Genomic DNA, 18806 nt, shown 5'->3' with positions numbered 1-18806 from the left:
GCTTACTTCGCTGCGGTCGAGGCGTTGGGCGCGGCGGCGCTGGCCTGCCAACCGCCACCCAGCACCAGGAACAGGTGGATCTGGTCGCGCGAGACCTGCGCTTCGGCGGCGGCCAGGGTGGCATCGCTGGTGGCCAGGCTGCGGTCGGCATCCAGGCTGGACAGGTACGGCGTGCGGCCGCCCTGGTACAGCCGGCGGTTCTGCTCGGCGGCCAGTGCGGCCTGCTCCTGCGCGATGCGCAGCGACTGCAGCCGGCGCAGGTCCTGTGCATAGCGGTCCAGTGCGGTCTGGGTCTCGCGCAGCGCCTGCAGCACGGTGTGGTCGAACTCGGCCAGGGCCGCATCGGCACCGGCTTCGGCGGCGTGGATGCGTGCGTGCGTGCCGGACGACGGCAGCGTCCACGAGATCAGCGGGCCGATCGACCACTGCTGGGTCATCGGCGTGCCGAAGTCTTCCAGCAGGCCGGCGGCACCGAGCGAGGCACCCAGGCGGATGTCCGGGTACAGCTCGGCGGTGGCGACACCAATCCGCGCCGTGGCCGAGGCCAGCTTGCGCTCGGCCTGGCGCACGTCCGGGCGACGCTGCAGCAGTGCACGGCCATCACCGACCGGCAGCGGCTGCGCCAGGGCGGGGGCGTGCGCGCAGTCGATCACACCGGCCGGCAGCTGGCCCGGGGTCTGCCCCAGCAGCGCGGCCAGCGAATAGGCGGCCGCCGAGCGCTGCGCCTGCAGCGGCGGGAGTGCAGCTTCCAGCAGCGCCACCTGGGCATTGGCGCGGGCCAGTTCCGGCGGCGTGCCACGGCCGGCCGCGATCAGGCGCTCGGTGACCGTACGGCTGCGCTGCTGCAGCTGCAGCGAATGCTCGGCCACGTGCAGTTCGTGGTTGGCGTGGCAGATTTCCAGATAGCTGTCGGCCACCTGCGCGACCACGCTGACCTGGGCCAGATCGCGTGCCGCGGCGACCGACTGCTCGTCGGCACGGGCCGCTTCGGCGCCGCGCTTGAGCTTGCCGAACAGGTCGAACTGGTAGCTGACCGCGAACTTGCCATCGGCCAGGTTGATCACCGGCAGCTCGTGTTCCTGCAGGAACGATTCGGCCGACAGCTGCGCGCGGCTGACCCCGGCCTCGGCCTCGTACTCGAAGCCACCGGCGTCCAGCGCCTGTTCGTACACCGCCGCCGCACGACGCAGGTGCGCATCGGCGGCCTTCAGCTCCACGTTGTCACGCAGCGCCTGGGTGATCAGGCCATCCAGCACCGGGTCGTTGTACAGCGACCACCAGCGGTCGGGCAGCGCCTGGTTGGCGGCGATCTGCGGGTTCTGGGTATCGATGAAGGCGGCATTGGCCTGCGGGCGCTTGAACGCCGAACCTTCCGGCAATGCATAGTCCGGGCCGACGGTCCTGCACGCGGCCAGGCTGGCCAGCGCGACGATCAGGCCGAGACGGGGCAGGGCGGCGTTCACAGGCCCGCCTGTGTCGGCGCCGTGCCGGCCTTGTCGTTGTGCGGATGGCGGCCGGTGTCCACGGTCACCGTGGCGGTGCGGCCGGCGATCAGTTCCACACCCTTGGGTACTTCGTCGATGGCGATGCGCACCGGGATGCGCTGCGCCAGGCGCACCCAGTCGAAGGCCGGGGTCACGTTCGGCAGCAGGGTGCTGCCATTGCTGCGGTAACGGTCCTCGATGCCGGCGGCGATGCTTTCGACATGGCCACGCAGCGGGGTCGATTCGCCCATCAGGCGGATGTCCACGGCTTGTCCCGGGGCCACGCCACGCAGGCGGGTTTCCTCGAAGTAACCATCGATGCGGAACGAGCCGGTATCCAGCAGCGCCAGCACCGGCTTGCCGGCCACCACGTAGTCGCCCACGCGCATGGTGCGGTCGTTGACCCGGCCATCAGCCGGTGCGCGCACCTCGGTGCGCCCCAGGTTGAGCTCGGCCAGGTCGACCGCCGCCTGTGCGGTGGCCAGCGCGGCCTGTGCGGCCTGCAGCTTGGCGCGGCGCACTTCGGCGTCCTCGGCGGCGACCAGGTCCTGCAGGCTGCGGTCACGGCCGATCTCGCGGCGCAGCTGTGCCACCGAGGCCTGGCGCTCGCCCAGGCTGGCCTTGGCCTGCTCCAGCGCGATGCGGTAACGGGCACGGTCGACCACGAACAGCAGGTCGCCCTTCTTCACCGCCTGGTTGTCGGCCACCTGCACCGTTTCCACCAGTCCGGATACGTCCGGCGCCACCTGCACCACGTCGGCGCCGACATGGGCATCGCGGGTCCATGGCTCATCCATGTAATAGACCCACAGCTGGCGCAGCACCAGCAGGGCGACGATCACGGCTGCGCTGGTGAGCAGCACCGGCAGGGTCTTCTTCACGATCTTGTTCACGATTGCATCCAACGCAGGAGGTGGAACAGCAGGCCCAGCACGATTCCGTACAGCGCCAGGTTGAACAGCGCCGGGTGCCATACATGGCGATAGGCGCCGGCACGCTGCAGCAGCGCGTGCAGGCCGCTGTTGACCAGATAGGCCAACAACATCAACCCGAGCAGGGTCGGGACGAACACTCCGTGGAGACTGAATTCACCGGGCATCGGTAGGGGCGGGGGCGAGGTGGGGGAGGGGAGGAACAACGAAACAACAGCAACGGGCAAAAGCCGCTGGCGTGTGCACGGCAGCGGCGGTATTCGGGGGCAGCGCTCTTACGTGATGCGGTCGGCAGCCTCGGCCAGCAGGCGCCATGCCTTCAGCACGGCGTGCAGTTCATCCATGGAAAGCTCGCCGAACACGTCCTGGCGCAGGCCGATCAACTGGTCTTCCAGCTCGCTGACCAGCGCGTGTCCCGCGTCGGTCAGCCACAGCAGGTTGGCGCGGCGGTCGCTGGCGTCGCTCTCGCGGCGGACCAGGTCGCTGGCGCACAGCTTGTCCAGCAGGCGCACCAGGGAAGGACCCTCCATGCCCAGCTGCTGGGCCAGCGCCACCTGGCGGATGCCACCGCCGGAGCGGCCGATCATCAGCAGCGGCATGGTGCAGGCGGTGGAGATGCCGTAGCTGCCGAGCCGGCTGTCGGCCAGGCGCTGCCACTGCCGCCCTGCGTACAGCAGGCCGGAGCTGAGCTGCATCTGCAGCACGGTGCGCTCGTCGAGGGGTCGGTCCATAAGAGATAGATAGGATACTACTAATTTCATTCCTATCAATGGTTTTTGCTGAATGGGCGGGGTGTAGTGAGGAAAGCGTTGCGCCTGCCTGGTGTCGGGTGGGGCAGCAGCAGATGCAGTGCGGACCAAGGTCCGCACCCACCAAAGCAGGAAAAACCACAGCAGCGGCGCGGTGCTTCCGGAGCCATGAACCCCGCTTTTGACCCCCGCTTTCGGGCGGTCCGGTCGCGCCCGCAGGAAACCGTCAAGGAGGGGGAGAGGGGGCTGCGCAGGACCGTTGGCGCCATGGATGGCGCCATCGAGCCCCAGGGACGGGTTTACGGCGTGTCCTGCGCAGCCCCCTCTCCCCCTCCAGGCCGACAGCAACGACGCGCCAACAACGACCCCCCGATGAACCGTCCCAACAGGACGACCCACCCCCCGGTCGGGTACGATGCTCGCCCCCCGTTCGGGACGCTGTACGCAATGAGCAAGAACAACGAAAAGGCCGCCCCGCAGGGCGACGTGACCCAGGACCAGGCCGAGGATGCCGTGCGCACCCTGCTGCGCTGGGCCGGTGAGGACCCGTCCCGTGAAGGCCTGCTGGATACCCCCCGCCGTGTTGCCGAAGCCTATGGCGACTGGTTCAGCGGTTACCGCGACGACCCGCGCGCCTACATGGAGCGGACCTTCGAGGAAGTGGCCGGCTATGACGAACTGATCGTCCTGCGCGACATCGAGTACGAAAGCCACTGCGAACACCACATGGCGCCGATCATCGGCCGCGTGCACGTCGGCTACCTGCCGGCCGGCAAGGTGGTGGGCATCAGCAAGCTGGCCCGCGTCGTCGAAGCCTATGCCCGCCGTTTCCAGGTGCAGGAGAAGATGACCGCGCAGATCGCCCAGTGCATCCAGGATGTGCTGCAGCCGATCGGTGTCGGCGTGGTCGTCGAAGGCGCCCACGAATGCATGACCACCCGCGGCATCCACAAGCGCGGCGTCAGCATGGTTACCTCCAAGATGCTGGGCAGCTTCCGCGACGACGCGCGTACCCGCGCCGAGTTCCTGCGCTTCATCGAAGTGGGCGGCAAGCGCTGAGCCGCTTGCCCGCACTCCGCCGGCCGCTGCGGGCCGGCATGCCCACGGCTGCCCGCGCGGCCGCCGTGCGTGGCTGCTCGTCCCTGTCAGCCCAACAGACCTCTTTCGCTGCATGAAGCATCGCGAACGCATCTCCCGTTACCGCCATCTGCGCGAACAGCCCCAGTGGAAGCTGCTCGCCGCCGACCACGCTCCGGAAATCATCGGCCTGCTGCAGGGGCTGCTGATGGACGGCGAGCGCACGCTGTCGTCGTCGGTGCTCAACGAGCGCCTGCAACGTGCGCTGGACCAGCTCAACGGCGACGAACTGTCGCGCGACCTGCCGCGTACCGCGCAGGCCTACATCGCGCACTGGCTGGCCCAGGGTTGGCTGGAACGCCGCCTGCCCGAAGGTGCCGACCAGGAGCAGTACGAGCTGTCGACCGCGGCACTGCAGGCGATCCGCTTCGCCGATGGCCTGGAGCAGGCCCGCGTGGCTGCCACCGAAAGCCGCCTGGCGCTGGTCATCGAACAGCTCTCGCAGCTGGCCGCGCAGACCGAGTCCGATCCGGATGCGCGCCTGTCGGCGCTGCGCGACGAGCGCGACCGCATCGACGCCGAGATCGCCCGCGTTGGTGCCGGCCGTGTGATCGCGCTGGATGGCAAGCGCGCGCTGGAACGTGCGCGCCAGATCATCGGCCTGGCCGACGAGCTGACCGAGGACTTCCGCCGCGTGCGCGACGACTTCGAGCAGCTCAACCGCGATTTCCGCGAACGCATCATCGACGATGAGGGCGAGCGCGGCGATGTGCTGTCGCAGCTGTTCGAAGGCGTGGATGTGATCGGCGAGAGCGATGCCGGCCGCAGCTTCCAGGCGTTCTGGCGACTGCTCAACGACGCCGAACAGAGCGCACAGCTTGATGCTGCGCTGGAGGCGGTGCTGGCGCGTGGCTTTGCGCGCCGCCTGGACCGCAACGAGCGCAACTTCCTGCGCGGCTTCACCAGCACCATGCTCGAGCGCGGTGGCCAGGTACACGATGTGCTGCAGAACTTCGCGCGCAGCCTGCGCGGCTTCGTGCAGAGCCGTGGCTACCTGGAACAGCGCCGCCTCAACCAGTTGCTGAAGCAGGCGCAGTCCGAAGCGCTGGCACTGCGCGACGAGTTCCCCGCACAGCGCGGCATCGGCCGTGACCTGCAGCTGACCACCAGCCGCCTGCGCTCGTGGTCGCAGTGGAGGCTGCACGATCCACGCAGTGCCCAGGTCGATGGCAACGTCGAGTACAACGACGCGGCCGCGATCAGCCTGGAAAGCGTCGGCGATCTGGTCGCTTCATCCGAAATCGACTTCCGCACCCTGCGCCGCGACCTGCACGACCTGCTCGATGCACAGCCGCGGCTCAGCATCGCCCAGGCCCTGTCGCAGCGTGAAGCGCCGCAGGGCCTGGGCAGCGTCATCGGCTACCTGTCGCTGGGCACGCGCTTCGGCAATGTGATCGCCGGCGAGCAGGAGCTTGCCGAATGGCGTGGTGGCGACGGCCAGGTCCGTCGCGCCCGCATCCCGCTGGTTTGGTTCACCCAGGAGAGACGCCATGAGCTGGCATGAAGATCCCATCGACGCAGCCCAGGCCGACGTGGCGGAAGACGCCTACGAGGCCGAGCCGGTGGCGGCCGTGGCGCAGTCCCGCCGTGGCAACGACGTGTATTACCTCGGCGATACCGGGCGCCTGCCGCTGGATGCGCGCCGCGCGCTGTGCCAGCTGCTGATCGGCCCCAGCATCGACCAGCTGCGCCACGCCAAGCTGTGGCCGGCGCTGATCCGCAGCGAGGCGGCCATCCGCTCGTCGCTGGCGGACCTGTTCCTGGAACTGGTGCTCGACCGTGACAGCGGCGTGGCGTTCACCCGCCAGGCCGATACCGAAGACGTGGATGCGCCGGTGCTGCTGCGCACCTCGCCGCTGACCTTCATCGATTCGGTGCTGCTGCTGTACCTGCGCCAGCAGCTGGCCGAGGCCGATGCGCGCGGCAACCGCGCGGTGGTCGCCGACGCCGAGATGGCCGAAGCGCTGGCCATCTACGAGAAGAACCTGTCCACCGACCGCGCCGGCTTCAACCGCCGCGTCGCCTCGGCGGTGCAGAAGATGAAGGACAACCACATCCTGACCCGCCTCAGCGGCCAGGAAGACCGCCACGAAGTCTCGCCGGCGCTGAAGCTGCTGTTCTCCGCCGAAGACGTGTCCCAGCTTTCGGCGGTGTACCGCCAGCTGCGCGAAACCCCGGCCGCCGAGGCCTGAGAGACCCGACCATCGCATGGCTATCTCCAAGCACACTCCCGCACTGTTCAACGAAGGCCTGCCGGACCCGCGCCTGCAGCAGTTCCGCATGCGCCGCCTGCAGGTGCACAACTGGGGCACCTTCAACGGCCTGACCGAAGTGCCGATCGCCGAGCGCGGCTTCCTGTTCGTCGGCCGTTCCGGCTCGGGCAAGTCGACCCTGCTCGATGCCATGTCCGCGCTGCTGACGCCGCCGGCCATCGTCGACTTCAACGCCGCCGCGCGTGAAGCCGAGCGCAGCGGCCGCGACCGCAACCTGGTGTCCTACGTGCGTGGCGCGTGGGCCGACCAGCAGGACAGCGGCACCGGCGAAATCGCTACCCAGTACCTGCGCAAGGGCGCGACCTGGACCGCACTGGTGCTGGAGTACCGCGCCGGCGATGGCCGCGTGGTCAGCCTGGTGCGCCTGCTGTGGATCTCCGGCAACGGCACCTCGGCCGGCGACGTGCGCAAGCACTACATGATCGCCGAGCGTCCGTTCGACATCGCCAAGGATCTCGGCGGCTTCGACCTGGACCTGCGCAAGCTCAAGCAGAAGCTGTCCGACCTGCACCACTTCGACACCTTCTCCGGCTACGCCGAGCGCTTCCGCGACCTGCTCGGTATCGACAACGAAATGGCGCTGCGCCTGCTGCACAAGACGCAGTCGGCGAAGAACCTGGGCGACCTCAACGTCTTCCTGCGCGACTTCATGCTCGACACGCCGAAGACCTTCGACGCCGCCGAGCGCCTGGTCAGCGACTTCGCCGAGCTCGATGGCGCGCACCAGGCCGTGGTCACCGCGCGCCGCCAGGTGGAAACCCTGTTGCCGGCACGCGCCTACTACAACGATCTGAAAGAGATGCACCGCCAGCGTGGCGACGACGAAGCACTGAAGCTCGGCGTCGACAGCTTCCGCGAAAGCCGCCGCCAGGCGCTGATCGAAGCGCGCCTGCGCGAGATGGACGTGCGTGACCGTGGCCTGCTCGGCGAAGAGGCCCAGCGCCGCGCCGCGCTCGACAACCACACCGAGCGCCTGGCCGAACTGGAACTGCAGCGCCGCCAGCAGGGCGGTGAGCGCATCGAGGAACTGGAGCGCGAGCAGGGCCGCGCCGAAGCCGAGCGCGACCGCCGCAAGGCCAAGCGTGACCAGGCCCAGGAGGCGGCACAGCAGCTGCAGGCCGAACTGCCCGACGATGCCCATGGTTTCGCCGAGCTGGTCGAGCGCGCACAGAACGAACTGCAGGACCGCCAGCGTGCCTCGGCGGCACTGGACGATGCGATCAGCGATCGCCTCGGCGGCAAGCGCGATGACGAGCGCCGCTTCGGTGAAGTACGCGTCGAACTCGAAGCGATGCAGCGCACGCCGTCCAACATTCCGGCGCCGATGCAGAAGCTGCGCGCGCGCCTGGCCGAGGAAACCGGCATCGCCGAAGCGGCGCTGCCGTTCGTCGGCGAGCTGATCCAGGTCCGTTCGGAAGAGCAGGGCTGGCAGGGCGCCATCGAACGTGTGCTGGGCGGCTTCGCGCTGTCGCTGCTGGTCGATGACAAGCACTACAACGACGTCGCCGAGTGGGTGAACCGCACTCACCTGGGCATGCGCTTCACCTACTACCGCGTGCGCCGCAACGATGATGCGTTCGCGCGCGAGCCGTCGGCGAAGTCGCTGCTGCACAAGCTGGAGCTGCGCGAGCATGTGTTCGAAAGCTGGCTGCGGCGCGAGCTCGGCAAGCGCTTTGACTACGAATGCGTGGATGCCAAGCAGCTGCGCAACGTCGACCGCGGCATCACCCGCGAAGGCCAGGTCAAGCATCCGGGCGACCGTTTCGAGAAGGACGACCGCAGCGCGGTAGGCGACCGCCGCCGCTGGATCCTCGGCTTCAACAACCACGACAAGGTGGGCGCCTTCGAGCGCGAAGCACAGGAACTGGCCAAGCGCATCGCCAGCTGCGAGACTGACATCGCGCGCCTGCGCGGCCAGCGTGACCGCGACAACGAACGCCGCCTGGCCTGCCACGAGCTGGTCAGCATCAGCTGGAACGAGATCGACATCGCCGCTCCGCAGCAGCGCCTGAGCGACATCGAGGCCACCCTGCGTGACCTGCGCGAAGGCAATGCCGATCTGGCCAAGCTGGCCAAGCAGATCGACGCCGTGCGCGCCGACATCGAGCAGTCCCGCCGCACCTATGAGGACGTCCGCGTCGAGCGCGGCCAGCTGGTCAAGGAGCGCGATCGCCTCGACCGCGCCCGCCAGCAGAGCCGTGCGCTGGTGCTGCCGAGCCTGGCCCAGGAGCAGGAAGCCGGGCTCGCCGAGCGCCTGCAGGAGCAGGGCCCGCTCAGCCTGGAAACGCTGGAGGCGCACATGCGCCAGGTCAGCAACGCGCTGAACGAGCAGCTGTCGTCCTCGCAGCAGGACCTCAACCGCATCGAGAACCAGCTGATCGGTTGCTTCCGTCGCTTCATCCAGCAGTGGCCGGAGGAATCGGGCGACTTCACCGTCTCGGTGGCCTCGGCCGAGGACTTCCTCGCCCGCCTCGAACGCCTGGAGCGCGACGGCCTGCCGCAGCACGAAGAGCGCTTCTTCGATCTGCTGCAGAACCAGAGCAAGAACAACCTGCTGGCCCTGCAGCGCCACAGCGCCGAGGCCCGCAAGTCGATCGGCCAGCGCCTGGACGAGGTGAACGCCAGCCTGGAACAGGTGCCGTTCAACCGTGGCACGCTGCTGACCATTGAACTGAGCGACCGCCGCCTGCCGGAAGTCGGTGAGTTCCACCTGCAGCTGCGCGAGGTGCTGTCGCAGCAGCAGACCGAGCAGCGCGAGCTGGCCGAATCGCAGTTCACCGTGCTGCGCCAGCTGGTCAACCGCCTGGGTTCACAGGAAGGCGAAGACAAGCGCTGGCGCGAACTGGTGCTGGACGTGCGCATGCACGTGGAGTTCATCGGCGTCGAGCTGGATGCGGAAACGCGCCAGCAGGTCGAGATCTACCGCAGCGGCGCCGGCAAGTCCGGCGGCCAGCGCCAGAAACTGGCCACCACCTGCCTGGCTGCGGCACTGCGCTACCAGCTCGGCGGCGCTGACAGCCAGCTGCCCAGCTACGCCGCGGTCGTGCTTGACGAAGCCTTCGACAAGGCCGACAACGAGTTCACCGCACTGGCGATGAACATCTTCGACAACTTCGGCTTCCAGATGGTGGTGGCCACCCCGCTGAAGTCGGTGATGACGCTGGAACCGTTCATCGGCGGTGCCTGCTTCGTCGAAATCAGCGGCCGCCACGACTCCGGCGTGCTGCTGATCGAGTACGACGAAGAAGGCAAGCGCCTGAAGCTGCCCGAGCGCAGCCGCCAGCAGGCCAACGAACCGGAAGAAGCGGAGGCCTGACCCGGCCGATTGAATGGGAATGCCGGCCAGCGGCCGGCACTACCCATGGGCGGGGTTCATGACCCGGTAGTGCCGGCCGCTGGCCGGCAACCGCACTCACGCTCCGCGGAACGTATCCCACGCCATCCGCGCGATCAGCACCACCACCAGCCCCACGAACAGCTTGCGGATGAACGGCGTGCCGCCCTTCAGCGCCAACCGCGTGCCCACCACCGAACCGATGATGTTGGCCGCCGCCATCGGCAGCGCGAACAGCCACAGGATGTTGCCGGTCGGCACGAAGAACGAGATCGCCGCCACATTGGTCGCCAGGTTCACCACCTTCGACGCGGCCGACGCGCGCAGGAAATCCAGGCCGAAGAAGCGCACGAACAGGAAGATCAGGAAGCTGCCGGTGCCCGGCCCGAAGAAGCCATCGTAGAAGCCGATCGCTGCACCGATCGCCAGCGCGATCACCAGCTCGCGGCGGCCGATCTCCTGCGGCCGGTGCAGCGCACCGAAGTCCTTTTTCCACAACGTGTAGGCCAGCATCGCGATCAGCAGCACCAGCACCAGTGGGCGCACCGCGTCCTTGGGCAGCAGGCTCACCGCGGTGGCCCCGGCGAAGGAGAAGATGAAGGCGGTGCCGGCCGCGAACAGCACCGGCTTCCACGGGAAGCGCACGTTGCGCGCATAGCGCCAGGCAGCCGCACCGGTGCCGAACATCGAACTGAACTTGTTGGTACCGAACAGCATCGCCGGCGTCTGCTGCGGCAGCACCGTGAACAGGCCGGGCAGCTGCACCAGGCCACCGCCACCCACGGCGGCATCCACAAGACCGGCGATGAAGGCGATCACCACCAGCCACCACAACTCAGGGGGAACCAGTTCCAGCACGGCGATCAATCAAGGTGGGGGCGCGACAGCATACGCCTGTCCTGCTTCAGCTGGCCCGTGCCGCGCGTGGATCAATCCGCGCAACCCGGCGACAATGCCGGCATGAGCCGAAAACCCGCCGATCCCTGTCCCTGTGGCCTGCCCGCCGACTATGCCGCCTGCTGCGGCCGTTTCCACACCGGTGAAGCCGCGCCCGACGCCGAGCGCCTGATGCGTTCGCGTTACAGCGCCTACGTGCGCGGTCTGGCTGACTACCTGCGCCAGAGCTGGCACCCGGACACGCGTCCGGCCGAGCTGTCACTGGATGAAGCACCCGGCCAGCGTACCCATTGGCTGGGCCTGACCGTGCACGAGCACACCGTCACCGGTGCCGATAGCGCCGATGTCCGCTTCACCGCGCGCTATCGCGTCGGCGGCGGCAGTGCGGTCAAGATGACCGAACACAGCCGCTTCCAGCGCATCGACGGCCGCTGGTACTACCTCGACGCGGTCTGAGCCTCAGCCGCCACGCACGGCCAGCACGCGCTGGCCGGCATGTGCGTGCACCTGGTTGCGCCCCCCGTCCTTGGCCACGTACAGCGCCTGGTCGGCGGCCTTGACCACCGCCATCGGGCGCGGATCCACATGGCTGTCGGCCAGGCCGATGCTCACTGTCACCTGTACCACCTGGCCGCTGCCACCGCGTCCGCGCTGCTGGCGGCCGGCTTCGTCATCGCGGCTGCGGGTGCTGCGGTCGCGCAGCTGCATGCGGGTCTCCTCGATGCTCTGCCGCAGCGCCTCCACGGCATCCATGCAGGCCGCCGCAGGGCGGTCCAGGAACACCACCGCGAACTCCTCACCGCCATAGCGGAATGCACGGCCACCGTCGCCCACCCGCGCCAGCCGCGAGGCCACCAGGCGCAGTACATCGTCTCCGGTGTCGTGGCCATGGGTGTCGTTGAATGATTTGAAGTGGTCCACGTCCACCATCGCGATGCTGTAGGTGCCGCGTGCCCGCTGCAGGGTCTCGTTGAATGCCCGTCGCCCCGGCAGGCCGGTCAACTCATCGCGGAAGGCCATGTGGAAGGACTCCTGCAGCATCGCGCCCAGCATCAGCAGCAGGGCGGCGCTGCTCAGCGCCGGCAGCAGTACAGGGTGCAGGAAGATCCGCGGCAGCATCCACCACAGGCACAGCAGGGCCAGCAGCATCGCCGTGTGCAGTGGCCGAGGATGCCGCCACGCCTGCCAGCCCAACGCTGCGGTCGCCAGCAGGAACAGCAGCGCCGGCAGCTGCGCCAGCGCGTTCCAGTCGGCGGGAATCCAGGCCCAGTGACGGTTCGACAGCAGATCGTGCATGCCGCGCGGCTGCTGTGTGGCTAGCAGCAGGAAGATCATCACCGCGGTGCCGCTGGCAATACCGCGCAGCAGCAGGTCCTGGCGCCGCCGTCCGCGCTCCGGCCACAACGCAAGGCCGGCAGACAACAGCGGCAACCAGGCCGAGATGGCGTGGAAGCGCAGCGGTGTCAGCGTGGTGACATGGCCATTGCGCAGGTAGCCAGCGACGTCCTGGTGCAGCAGCGCGAACATCACCGCCACAACCATCAGCAGGCACAACGTGCGCACCTGGTGGTAGAGCAGGGCCAGGCCGGCACCGAGGCAGGCCAGCAGCCAGGGCAGGATGCGCTGCGCCGGGCTGGCCACGTCTGCGGTATCCAATGCGGTCCACACCACCACGGCAACCAGCACGGCAGGCAGCACGAACAGGTAATGCGCAGGCTGGCGGAGCGGATGCAGGGGCAAGTAGGAATTCCAGCGCGGTGACGACGCGGCCGCAGCATTGCCGTTAGCGGCGTTCGTGGTGGCTTCTTGAATGCGGCAGGCTCATCCATGTGAACGAAGTGATGCCGAACCATGACGTCGCACTCACCATCCAGCGCCGATGCTGCCCACATGGACAGCGTACCCGCCGCCGTCGCTGCCCCGCAGCACGATCTCGCCCGCCAGTTCGCCCATGTACGGACGCGCAGCCTGCAGTTGGCCGCGCCGCTCAGTGCCGAGGACGCCATGCTGCAGAGCATGGCTGACGCCAGCCCGAGCAAATGGCACCTGGCCCACACCACCTGGTTCTTCGAACGCTTCGTGCTGGCGGGTTTCGGCACCGCGCCAGCGCATGACCCGGGCTGGGACTACCTGTTCAACAGCTACTACAAGAGCATCGGCCCGGCGCATGCGCGGCCACAGCGCGGGTTGCTGTCGCGCCCGTCGCTGCAGCAGGTGCGCGACTACCGCCAGCAGGTCGATGCGCAGGTGCAATCGCGGTTGGCGGCGGGCGATCTCGATGAACAGGCACTGCAACATCTGCAGCTGGGCCTGCAGCACGAGCAGCAGCACCAGGAACTGCTGCTCACCGACATCAAGCATGCGTTCTGGTGCAACCCATTGCAGCCCGCCTACCGCGAGGACCTGCAGCCTGCCACCAGCGCTGCCAGTGCGCAGGGCTGGATCGAATCACCCGAGCGCATCGTCACCGTCGGCGCCGCGGCATGGCCGCAGCAGGCCGCGTTCGCCTACGACAACGAATCGCCAGCGCACCGCGTGCTGCTCCCCGCGCACGCATTGGCCGAGCGTCCCGTCAGCAATGCCGAGTATCGGGCCTTCATCGACGCCGGTGGCTATCGCGAACCGCGCTGGTGGCTCAGCGAAGGCTGGGCGCTGCGCGAAGCCGAGGGCTGGCAGCACCCGCTGTACTGGGATGACGCCCTGCAGCGCGAGTACACCCTGGGCGGTTGGCGCGAACTGGATCCGCACGCGCCGGTCTGCCACCTCAGCTACTACGAGGCCGATGCCTGCGCCCGCTGGTCCGGCGCGCGCCTGCCCAGCGAGTACGAATGGGAAGCCGCCGCTGCGTCGCAGCCGCTGCGCGGCCATTTCGCTGACGACGACCGGCTGCACCCGCAGGCATCGCAGGGCAGTGGAATACGGCAGCTGTTCGGCGATGTCTGGGAGTGGACCCACAGCGCGTATGGCGCCTATCCGGGCTTCCGTCCCTTCGCCGGCAACCTCGGTGAGTACAACGGCAAGTTCATGTGCGGGCAGTGGGTGCTGCGTGGCGGCAGCTGCGCGACACCCCGCGGCCATGTGCGCGCCAGCTACCGCAACTTCTTCATGCCGCCGGCGCGCTGGCAGTTCTCCGGGCTGCGCCTGGCCAGGGACCTCACATGAGCACCGTGCATGACGCGCTGCAGGCATTGACCGATCTCACCCCCGGGCGGCAGCAGATCCTCTCCGACGTAGTGGCCGGACTCTCACGTACGCCGCGCCAGCTGCCGTCCAAGTACTTCTACGATGCGCGTGGCTCGCGACTGTTCGAGCAGATCACGCAGACCCCCGAGTACTACCCCACGCGCACCGAGCTGGCCCTGCTTAAGCGTGTGCTGCCGGACATCGCCCGCAGCGTTGGCCCGCGTCTGCACGTGGTGGAGCTGGGCAGCGGCAGCGGACGCAAGACCGCGCTGCTGCTGGCCGCACTTCACGACCCGGTGGCCTATACGCCGATTGAAATCTCGCGGGCCGCGCTGCTGTCCAGCATCGATCATCTGGCGCCGGCGTTGCCGGAGGTGGAGATGCTGCCGGTCTGTGCCGACTTCACCCGCCCCGTCGCCGTTCCCATGCCCGAGCGCGAACCCGCGCGACGGCTGCTGTTCTTCCCCGGTTCCACGCTGGGCAACTTTGAAGGCGAAGACGCGGTCGCACTGCTGCGGGCGATGCGCCAGACGATGGGCCGCGACGGCCTGGCCCTGGTCGGCATCGATCTGCACAAGGACCCGGCTCTGATCGAAGCGGCCTACAACGACGCGCAGGGCGTCACCGCCGCGTTCACTCTCAACCTGCTGGCCCGGCTCAATCGCGAGATCGGCAGCGACTTCGACCTCGACGGCTTCCACCACCGTGCCTGCTACAGCACCGCGCGGCTGCGCATCGAAACCGATCTGGTCAGCCGCTGGGCGCAGGATATGCATCTGGACGGCCGCACCTTCCACTTCGCCGCCGACGAACCGATCCGTGTGGAGTACAGCCACAAGTACACCGACGACAGCTTCGAGGCGCTGCTGCAGCACGCGGGCCTGCAGGTCACGCAGCGCTGGAATGCCGACAGTCCCGCCTACGGCCTGCGCCTGCTGCGTGCCATCTAGGGCGGCCGGCCAGCCGGTACCCCTTCAGGTTCTGCAGCACCGCTACCCCTAAGATGGCCGTGCAACGGCAACACGGAGGACGCCATGCCCATTCTGACCACCCTCGGCCTGGCGGCCGCTCTCGCCTCGCCCCCCGCGCTGCCTGCAGCACCGGATGCCAGCGTCGATCTGGCCTTCAGCCGCTGCCTTTCGGGCCTGCAGGCCACGGCCGCCAGCCAGGGCATCAGCGCCGAGCGCTTCAACGAAATCACCGCCGGCCTCACCCCGGACCTCAGCGTGCTCGGCCTGCTCGACGCGCAGCCGGAATTCACCACGCCGATCTGGGACTACCTGGCCGCGCTGGTCGATCGCCAGCGCGTGGCTGATGGTCGCGCCATGCTGCAGCAGCATCGCGACCTGCTCGATCGAGTGTCGGCGCAGTACGGCGTCGATCCGGCCACCATCGTCGCGGTCTGGGGCGTGGAGAGCGACTACGGCCGCGTGTTCGGCAAGCGCCCCCTGCTGCAGTCACTGGCCACGCTGTCCTGCGCCGGCCGTCGCCAACCCTTCTTCCGCGGTGAATTGCTGGCACTGCTCAAGCTGATCGACCGCGGCGACCTGCAGGCACAGGGCCTCACCGGTTCCTGGGCCGGTGCCTTCGGGCATACGCAGTTCATGCCCAGCACCTACGCACGCATCGCCGTGGACGGTGATGGCGATGGCCGCCGCGATCTGGTCGGCAGCATTCCCGATGCGCTGGCCTCCACTGCCAACTACCTCAAGCGTGCCGGCTGGCGCAGTGGCGAGCCGTGGGGCATGGAAGTTCTTGTTCCCGCTGGCTTCAACGCCAGCCAGGCCGGACGTACCCAGCGTCGCGCCCTGGCCGACTGGCGTGCGCAGGGCCTGACCGCGCTGGATGGCAGTGTGCTGGCTCCGGCCAACCTGCCGGCGGATGCGCGCGCCGCCCTGCTGCTGCCGGCCGGCAACAAGGGCCCGGCGTTGCTGGTGTTCCGCAACTACGACGCGATCTACAGCTACAACGCCGCCGAAAGCTATGCGCTGGCGATCGCCACGCTGGCCGACCAGCTGCGTGGCGGCAATGAGCTGGCCACCGCCTGGCCGACCGATGATCCCGGCATCGGCCGCGATGAACGCCGTCAGCTGCAGACCCTGCTGCTGGCGCGTGGCCACGACATCGGTACCGCCGACGGCATGATCGGTACCGCCACCCGTCGCGCGATCCAGTCCGAGCAGCAGCGCCTGGGCTGGGCCAACGCCGATGGGCGTGCCGGCCAACGCATCCTGCGCGCGCTGCAGGAAGAGGCGGCCGCCATCGCACCCGCTGCGCAGAAGGCCTTGCCCCAGGCACGCTGACCGCGACATCATCGCCGCGGTCTTCAAGGAGCGTCATCGCATGCAGTCGGATCCGGACATCAGCAGCGGCCTGTATCACGGGCTGGAGGCTTGGCACGTGCGCACCCCCAGCGCGACGGCGGTCATCAGCGTGTTCGGCGGACAGCTGCTGTCGTTCATTCCCGATGGGCAGCCCGATGTACTGTGGCTTTCGCCCACGCGCGCCGAGCTGCCCACGCCCATCCGCGGTGGCGTCCCGGTGTGCTGGCCGTGGTTCGGCCGCCAGGGCCAGAACAATGATGTGCCCGCGCATGGCCTGGTGCGCACCGCGCGTTGGGAGCTTCTGCAGGCCAGCCAGAGCGATGACGGTGAGGTCGAGCTGCAGTTGGCACCTGCACCCTGCGCCGATCCCGGCCTGCGCCTGCAGATGCAGTTGCGCATCGGCCGCCAGCTGCGTCAGCAGCTCGTCACCGAAAACACCGGAACCTCGCCGGTGACCTTCACCCAGGCCCTGCACAGCTATTTCCGGGTGGGCGATGCCAACCAGGTCGAGGTCGAGGGCCTTGATGGCCTGCAGTACCTGGACAAGTACGAGGACTATGCGCAGCTTCGCCTGCAACAGGGACCGTGGTCATTGCGCGATCCGCGTGACCCCGGTCGCAGCGATCGCATCTATACCGGTGCCGGCGGCCATTACGTGCTGCGTGATCCCGTACTGCAGCGGCGGATCGAGATCCGCAGCGAAGGCAGCCAGACGCTGGTGGCCTGGAATCCCGGTGCGGAGGCGGCAGCGAAAATGGCCGATGTCGGCGATGGCTGGCACGATTACGTTTGCCTGGAAGTGGCCAACGCAGGCCCGGAGCAGATTACGCTTGCGCCGGGTGAGCGCCATCAACTGGTGCAGACCCTGGCCAGTACCGCGCTGTAGGCGCTGGCAGCGGTTTCAGTTTGTCGATGCAGTAGCAAGGACGGAAAACATGCAGGAAGCACAATGGTGGTACGCCAATGGCAGGCAGAGCAGTGGGCCGGTGGATCTGGCCGGTCTTCGCCAGCTGCAGCGGGAAGGGACGGTCACGGCGCGAACGCTGCTCTGGTGCGAGGGCATGCCCTCGTGGCGGCCGTTGGCGGAGCTGGATCAGGCCTCAACGCAGGTCGAGGTGGCTCCGGTCCTGGATATCGACGCAGCGCCTGCGGCTGAGGGCATCGCGCCGAGTGTCGGCGATCCGTCCGATCCCTATCGTGCACCGGTTGCGGCACCGGAGACGGCCGCGGCGGCTGGGCTGGAGGGCGAAATGGCCTTGTACGCCAGCGTGGTCGGTGGCAACTTCCCGATCTATCGCCAGCGCTGGCGGCTGGATCAGGGCATCGCCACGGGCAGTGGCACCTGGCACTGGCCGGCCTTTCTGCTCGGCCTGATCTGGATGATGTACCGCAAGATGTACCGCCTGGCGGCGATGTGGGCTGGCCTGCTGCTGTTGATCAGTGTGGTGGAGACCTTGCTGGATGTGCCGGATGGCCTGTCACTGGTCATCACCTTTGCGCTCAGCATCACCACCGGCATCTTTGGCAACAGCTGGTACCTGGCACACTGCCAGCGCCTGATCGCCCAGGCCCGTGCCGTGACCGGCGGTGATGACACACGGCTGCGCAGCGAGCTGACCGCGCGCGGCGGCACCAGCGTGGTCGCCACACTGATCGCCATCGTCATCGCGGTGGTGCTAAGTACGGTCGGCGCTGCATTGGCGGGTTAGGCCGGATCAGCCGGCCTGGCGTGGCCGCAGTACCAGCAGGCACAGCGCACCGGCCACCAGGCCCCAGAACGCCGAACCGATGCCGGCCAGCGAGATGCCCGAGGCGGTGACCAGAAAGGTGACCAGTGCCGCCTCGCGGTCCCGCTCTACTGCCAGCGCACTGGCCAGGCTGTTGGCGATGGTGCCGAACAGCGCGATACCGGCCACGCAGGCCACCAGCTCTTTCGGGAACGCCGCGAACAGTGCGGCCACGGTGGCGCCGAACAGCCCGACGACAATGTAGAAGGCGCCGGCCGCCATCGCTGCGGTATAGCGTCGTGCCGGGTCCTCATGCGCATCGCGGCCCATGCAGATCGCTGCGGTGATTGCCGCCAGGTTTAGTGCGTACGCACCGAACGGTGCCAGCAGCGTATTGACCACACCGATCCAGCCGATCAGTGGCGACACCGGGGCGTCGTAGCCGGATGCGCGCATCACCGCCACGCCCGGAATGTTCTGCGAGGCCATGGTGACCACGAACAGGGGCAGGGCGATGCCAGCCACTGCAGTCCAGGACAGGGACGGGGTCACCCATTGCGGTACTGCCAGTTGCAGCTGCACCTGCTGTGCGTGCAGCAGGCCACGGCTGGCCGCCACCGCGATGCCGACCAGCAGGGTGGCGATGACCGCATAGCGCGGGAACAGGCGGCGTCCGCCCAGCCAGGTGGCGAACATGGCCAGCGCCAGTACCAGTTGGGTGTTCATGGCCACGAACACGTCCAGGCCGAAGCGCAGCAGCACCCCG

Annotated in this window: 17 protein-coding genes (1 of these 17 running past the window's edge); 10 read left to right on the top strand and 7 right to left on the bottom strand. The window is 68.3% G+C overall.

Going from position 1 to position 18806, the window contains the following annotated elements:
• Positions 1 to 2 precede the first annotated feature (2 nt).
• The 4 genes from ACZK45_RS21650 to ACZK45_RS21635 form a co-directional block, all read right to left on the bottom strand.
• Positions 3 to 1463, bottom strand: a complete 1461-nt coding sequence (locus ACZK45_RS21650; RefSeq protein ID WP_049400357.1) for an efflux transporter outer membrane subunit — start codon at positions 1461 to 1463, stop codon at positions 3 to 5.
• Positions 1460 to 2377 (bottom strand): efflux RND transporter periplasmic adaptor subunit, encoded by a 918-nt coding sequence (locus ACZK45_RS21645; RefSeq protein WP_032973896.1) that lies wholly within the window; start codon positions 2375 to 2377, stop codon positions 1460 to 1462. Before ACZK45_RS21645 ends, ACZK45_RS21650 begins: the two co-directional genes overlap by 4 nt.
• Positions 2374 to 2583, bottom strand: coding sequence for a DUF1656 domain-containing protein (locus ACZK45_RS21640; RefSeq protein WP_010487502.1), 210 nt, complete (start codon positions 2581 to 2583; stop codon positions 2374 to 2376). Before ACZK45_RS21640 ends, ACZK45_RS21645 begins: the two co-directional genes overlap by 4 nt.
• Positions 2584 to 2691: 108 nt before the next feature.
• A complete protein-coding gene (locus ACZK45_RS21635) occupies positions 2692 to 3147 on the bottom strand; it encodes a MarR family winged helix-turn-helix transcriptional regulator (RefSeq protein WP_012481667.1) in 456 nt (151 codons plus the stop codon).
• Positions 3148 to 3612: 465 nt separating this feature from the next.
• On the opposite strand from ACZK45_RS21635, the gene folE reads away from it, so the two are divergent.
• The 4 genes from folE (at position 3613) to ACZK45_RS21615 (ending at position 9891) form a co-directional block, all read left to right on the top strand.
• Entirely contained in the window at positions 3613 to 4224 is a 612-nt protein-coding gene (folE, locus tag ACZK45_RS21630) for a GTP cyclohydrolase I FolE (RefSeq protein ID WP_004141296.1), read from the top strand.
• Positions 4225 to 4336: 112 nt separating this feature from the next.
• On the top strand, positions 4337 to 5806 hold the full coding sequence (locus ACZK45_RS21625) for a DUF3375 domain-containing protein (RefSeq protein WP_107380760.1): 1470 nt from the start codon (positions 4337 to 4339) through the stop codon (positions 5804 to 5806).
• Positions 5793 to 6494 carry a DUF4194 domain-containing protein gene (locus ACZK45_RS21620; protein WP_121504948.1) on the top strand — a complete coding sequence of 234 codons (702 nt, stop codon included), beginning with the start codon at positions 5793 to 5795 and terminating at the stop codon, positions 6492 to 6494. The genes ACZK45_RS21625 and ACZK45_RS21620 overlap by 14 nt, the downstream gene beginning before the upstream one ends.
• 16 nt (positions 6495 to 6510) lie before the next feature.
• Positions 6511 to 9891: an ATP-binding protein gene (locus ACZK45_RS21615; protein WP_125895897.1), complete on the top strand. Its 3381-nt coding sequence runs from the start codon at positions 6511 to 6513 to the stop codon at positions 9889 to 9891.
• A gap of 96 nt (positions 9892 to 9987) precedes the next feature.
• Here ACZK45_RS21615 and ACZK45_RS21610 read toward each other — a convergent pair whose 3' ends face one another.
• On the bottom strand, positions 9988 to 10767 hold the full coding sequence (locus tag ACZK45_RS21610) for a sulfite exporter TauE/SafE family protein (RefSeq protein ID WP_014039007.1): 780 nt from the start codon (positions 10765 to 10767) through the stop codon (positions 9988 to 9990).
• Positions 10768 to 10869: 102 nt separating this feature from the next.
• Here ACZK45_RS21610 and ACZK45_RS21605 point away from each other — a divergent pair, with 102 nt between their 5' ends.
• Positions 10870 to 11262, top strand: coding sequence for a YchJ family protein (locus ACZK45_RS21605; protein WP_125895940.1), 393 nt, complete (start codon positions 10870 to 10872; stop codon positions 11260 to 11262).
• 3 nt (positions 11263 to 11265) lie between these two features.
• Here the strand turns inward: ACZK45_RS21605 and ACZK45_RS21600 are convergent, their stop codons facing one another.
• Complete coding sequence (locus ACZK45_RS21600; protein WP_125895939.1) at positions 11266 to 12546, bottom strand: GGDEF domain-containing protein; 1281 nt, start codon at positions 12544 to 12546, stop codon at positions 11266 to 11268.
• A gap of 150 nt (positions 12547 to 12696) precedes the next feature.
• Here ACZK45_RS21600 and egtB point away from each other — a divergent pair, with 150 nt between their 5' ends.
• The 5 genes from egtB to ACZK45_RS21575 all read left to right on the top strand — a co-directional run bounded on the left by egtB (position 12697) and on the right by ACZK45_RS21575 (position 18022).
• On the top strand, positions 12697 to 13968 hold the full coding sequence (gene egtB, locus ACZK45_RS21595; RefSeq protein ID WP_125895938.1) for an ergothioneine biosynthesis protein EgtB: 1272 nt from the start codon (positions 12697 to 12699) through the stop codon (positions 13966 to 13968).
• Positions 13965 to 14939 carry an L-histidine N(alpha)-methyltransferase gene (gene egtD / locus ACZK45_RS21590; protein WP_125895937.1) on the top strand — a complete coding sequence of 325 codons (975 nt, stop codon included), beginning with the start codon at positions 13965 to 13967 and terminating at the stop codon, positions 14937 to 14939. Before egtB ends, egtD begins: the two co-directional genes overlap by 4 nt.
• A gap of 84 nt (positions 14940 to 15023) precedes the next feature.
• On the top strand, positions 15024 to 16292 hold the full coding sequence (locus tag ACZK45_RS21585; RefSeq protein ID WP_478445248.1) for a lytic murein transglycosylase: 1269 nt from the start codon (positions 15024 to 15026) through the stop codon (positions 16290 to 16292).
• Between the two features lie 40 nt (positions 16293 to 16332).
• A complete protein-coding gene (locus ACZK45_RS21580) occupies positions 16333 to 17199 on the top strand; it encodes a D-hexose-6-phosphate mutarotase (protein WP_071229489.1) in 867 nt (288 codons plus the stop codon).
• A 49-nt stretch (positions 17200 to 17248) separates the two neighbouring features.
• Positions 17249 to 18022 carry a DUF2628 domain-containing protein gene (locus ACZK45_RS21575; protein WP_478445247.1) on the top strand — a complete coding sequence of 258 codons (774 nt, stop codon included), beginning with the start codon at positions 17249 to 17251 and terminating at the stop codon, positions 18020 to 18022.
• Positions 18023 to 18028: 6 nt separating this feature from the next.
• Here the strand turns inward: ACZK45_RS21575 and ACZK45_RS21570 are convergent, their stop codons facing one another.
• Positions 18029 to 18806 carry the 3' portion of a benzoate/H(+) symporter BenE family transporter gene (locus tag ACZK45_RS21570; protein ID WP_478445246.1) on the bottom strand. 410 nt of this gene lie beyond the right edge of the window, so 778 of the gene's 1188 nt are visible here — the last part of the coding sequence; its start codon lies beyond the right edge, outside the window; its stop codon occupies positions 18029 to 18031.

Source organism: Stenotrophomonas sp. 63632_Sma, assembly GCF_056482875.1.
The sequence above is the reverse complement of the archived record's forward strand: the minus strand, read 5'-3'. Positions and strand labels throughout refer to the sequence as shown.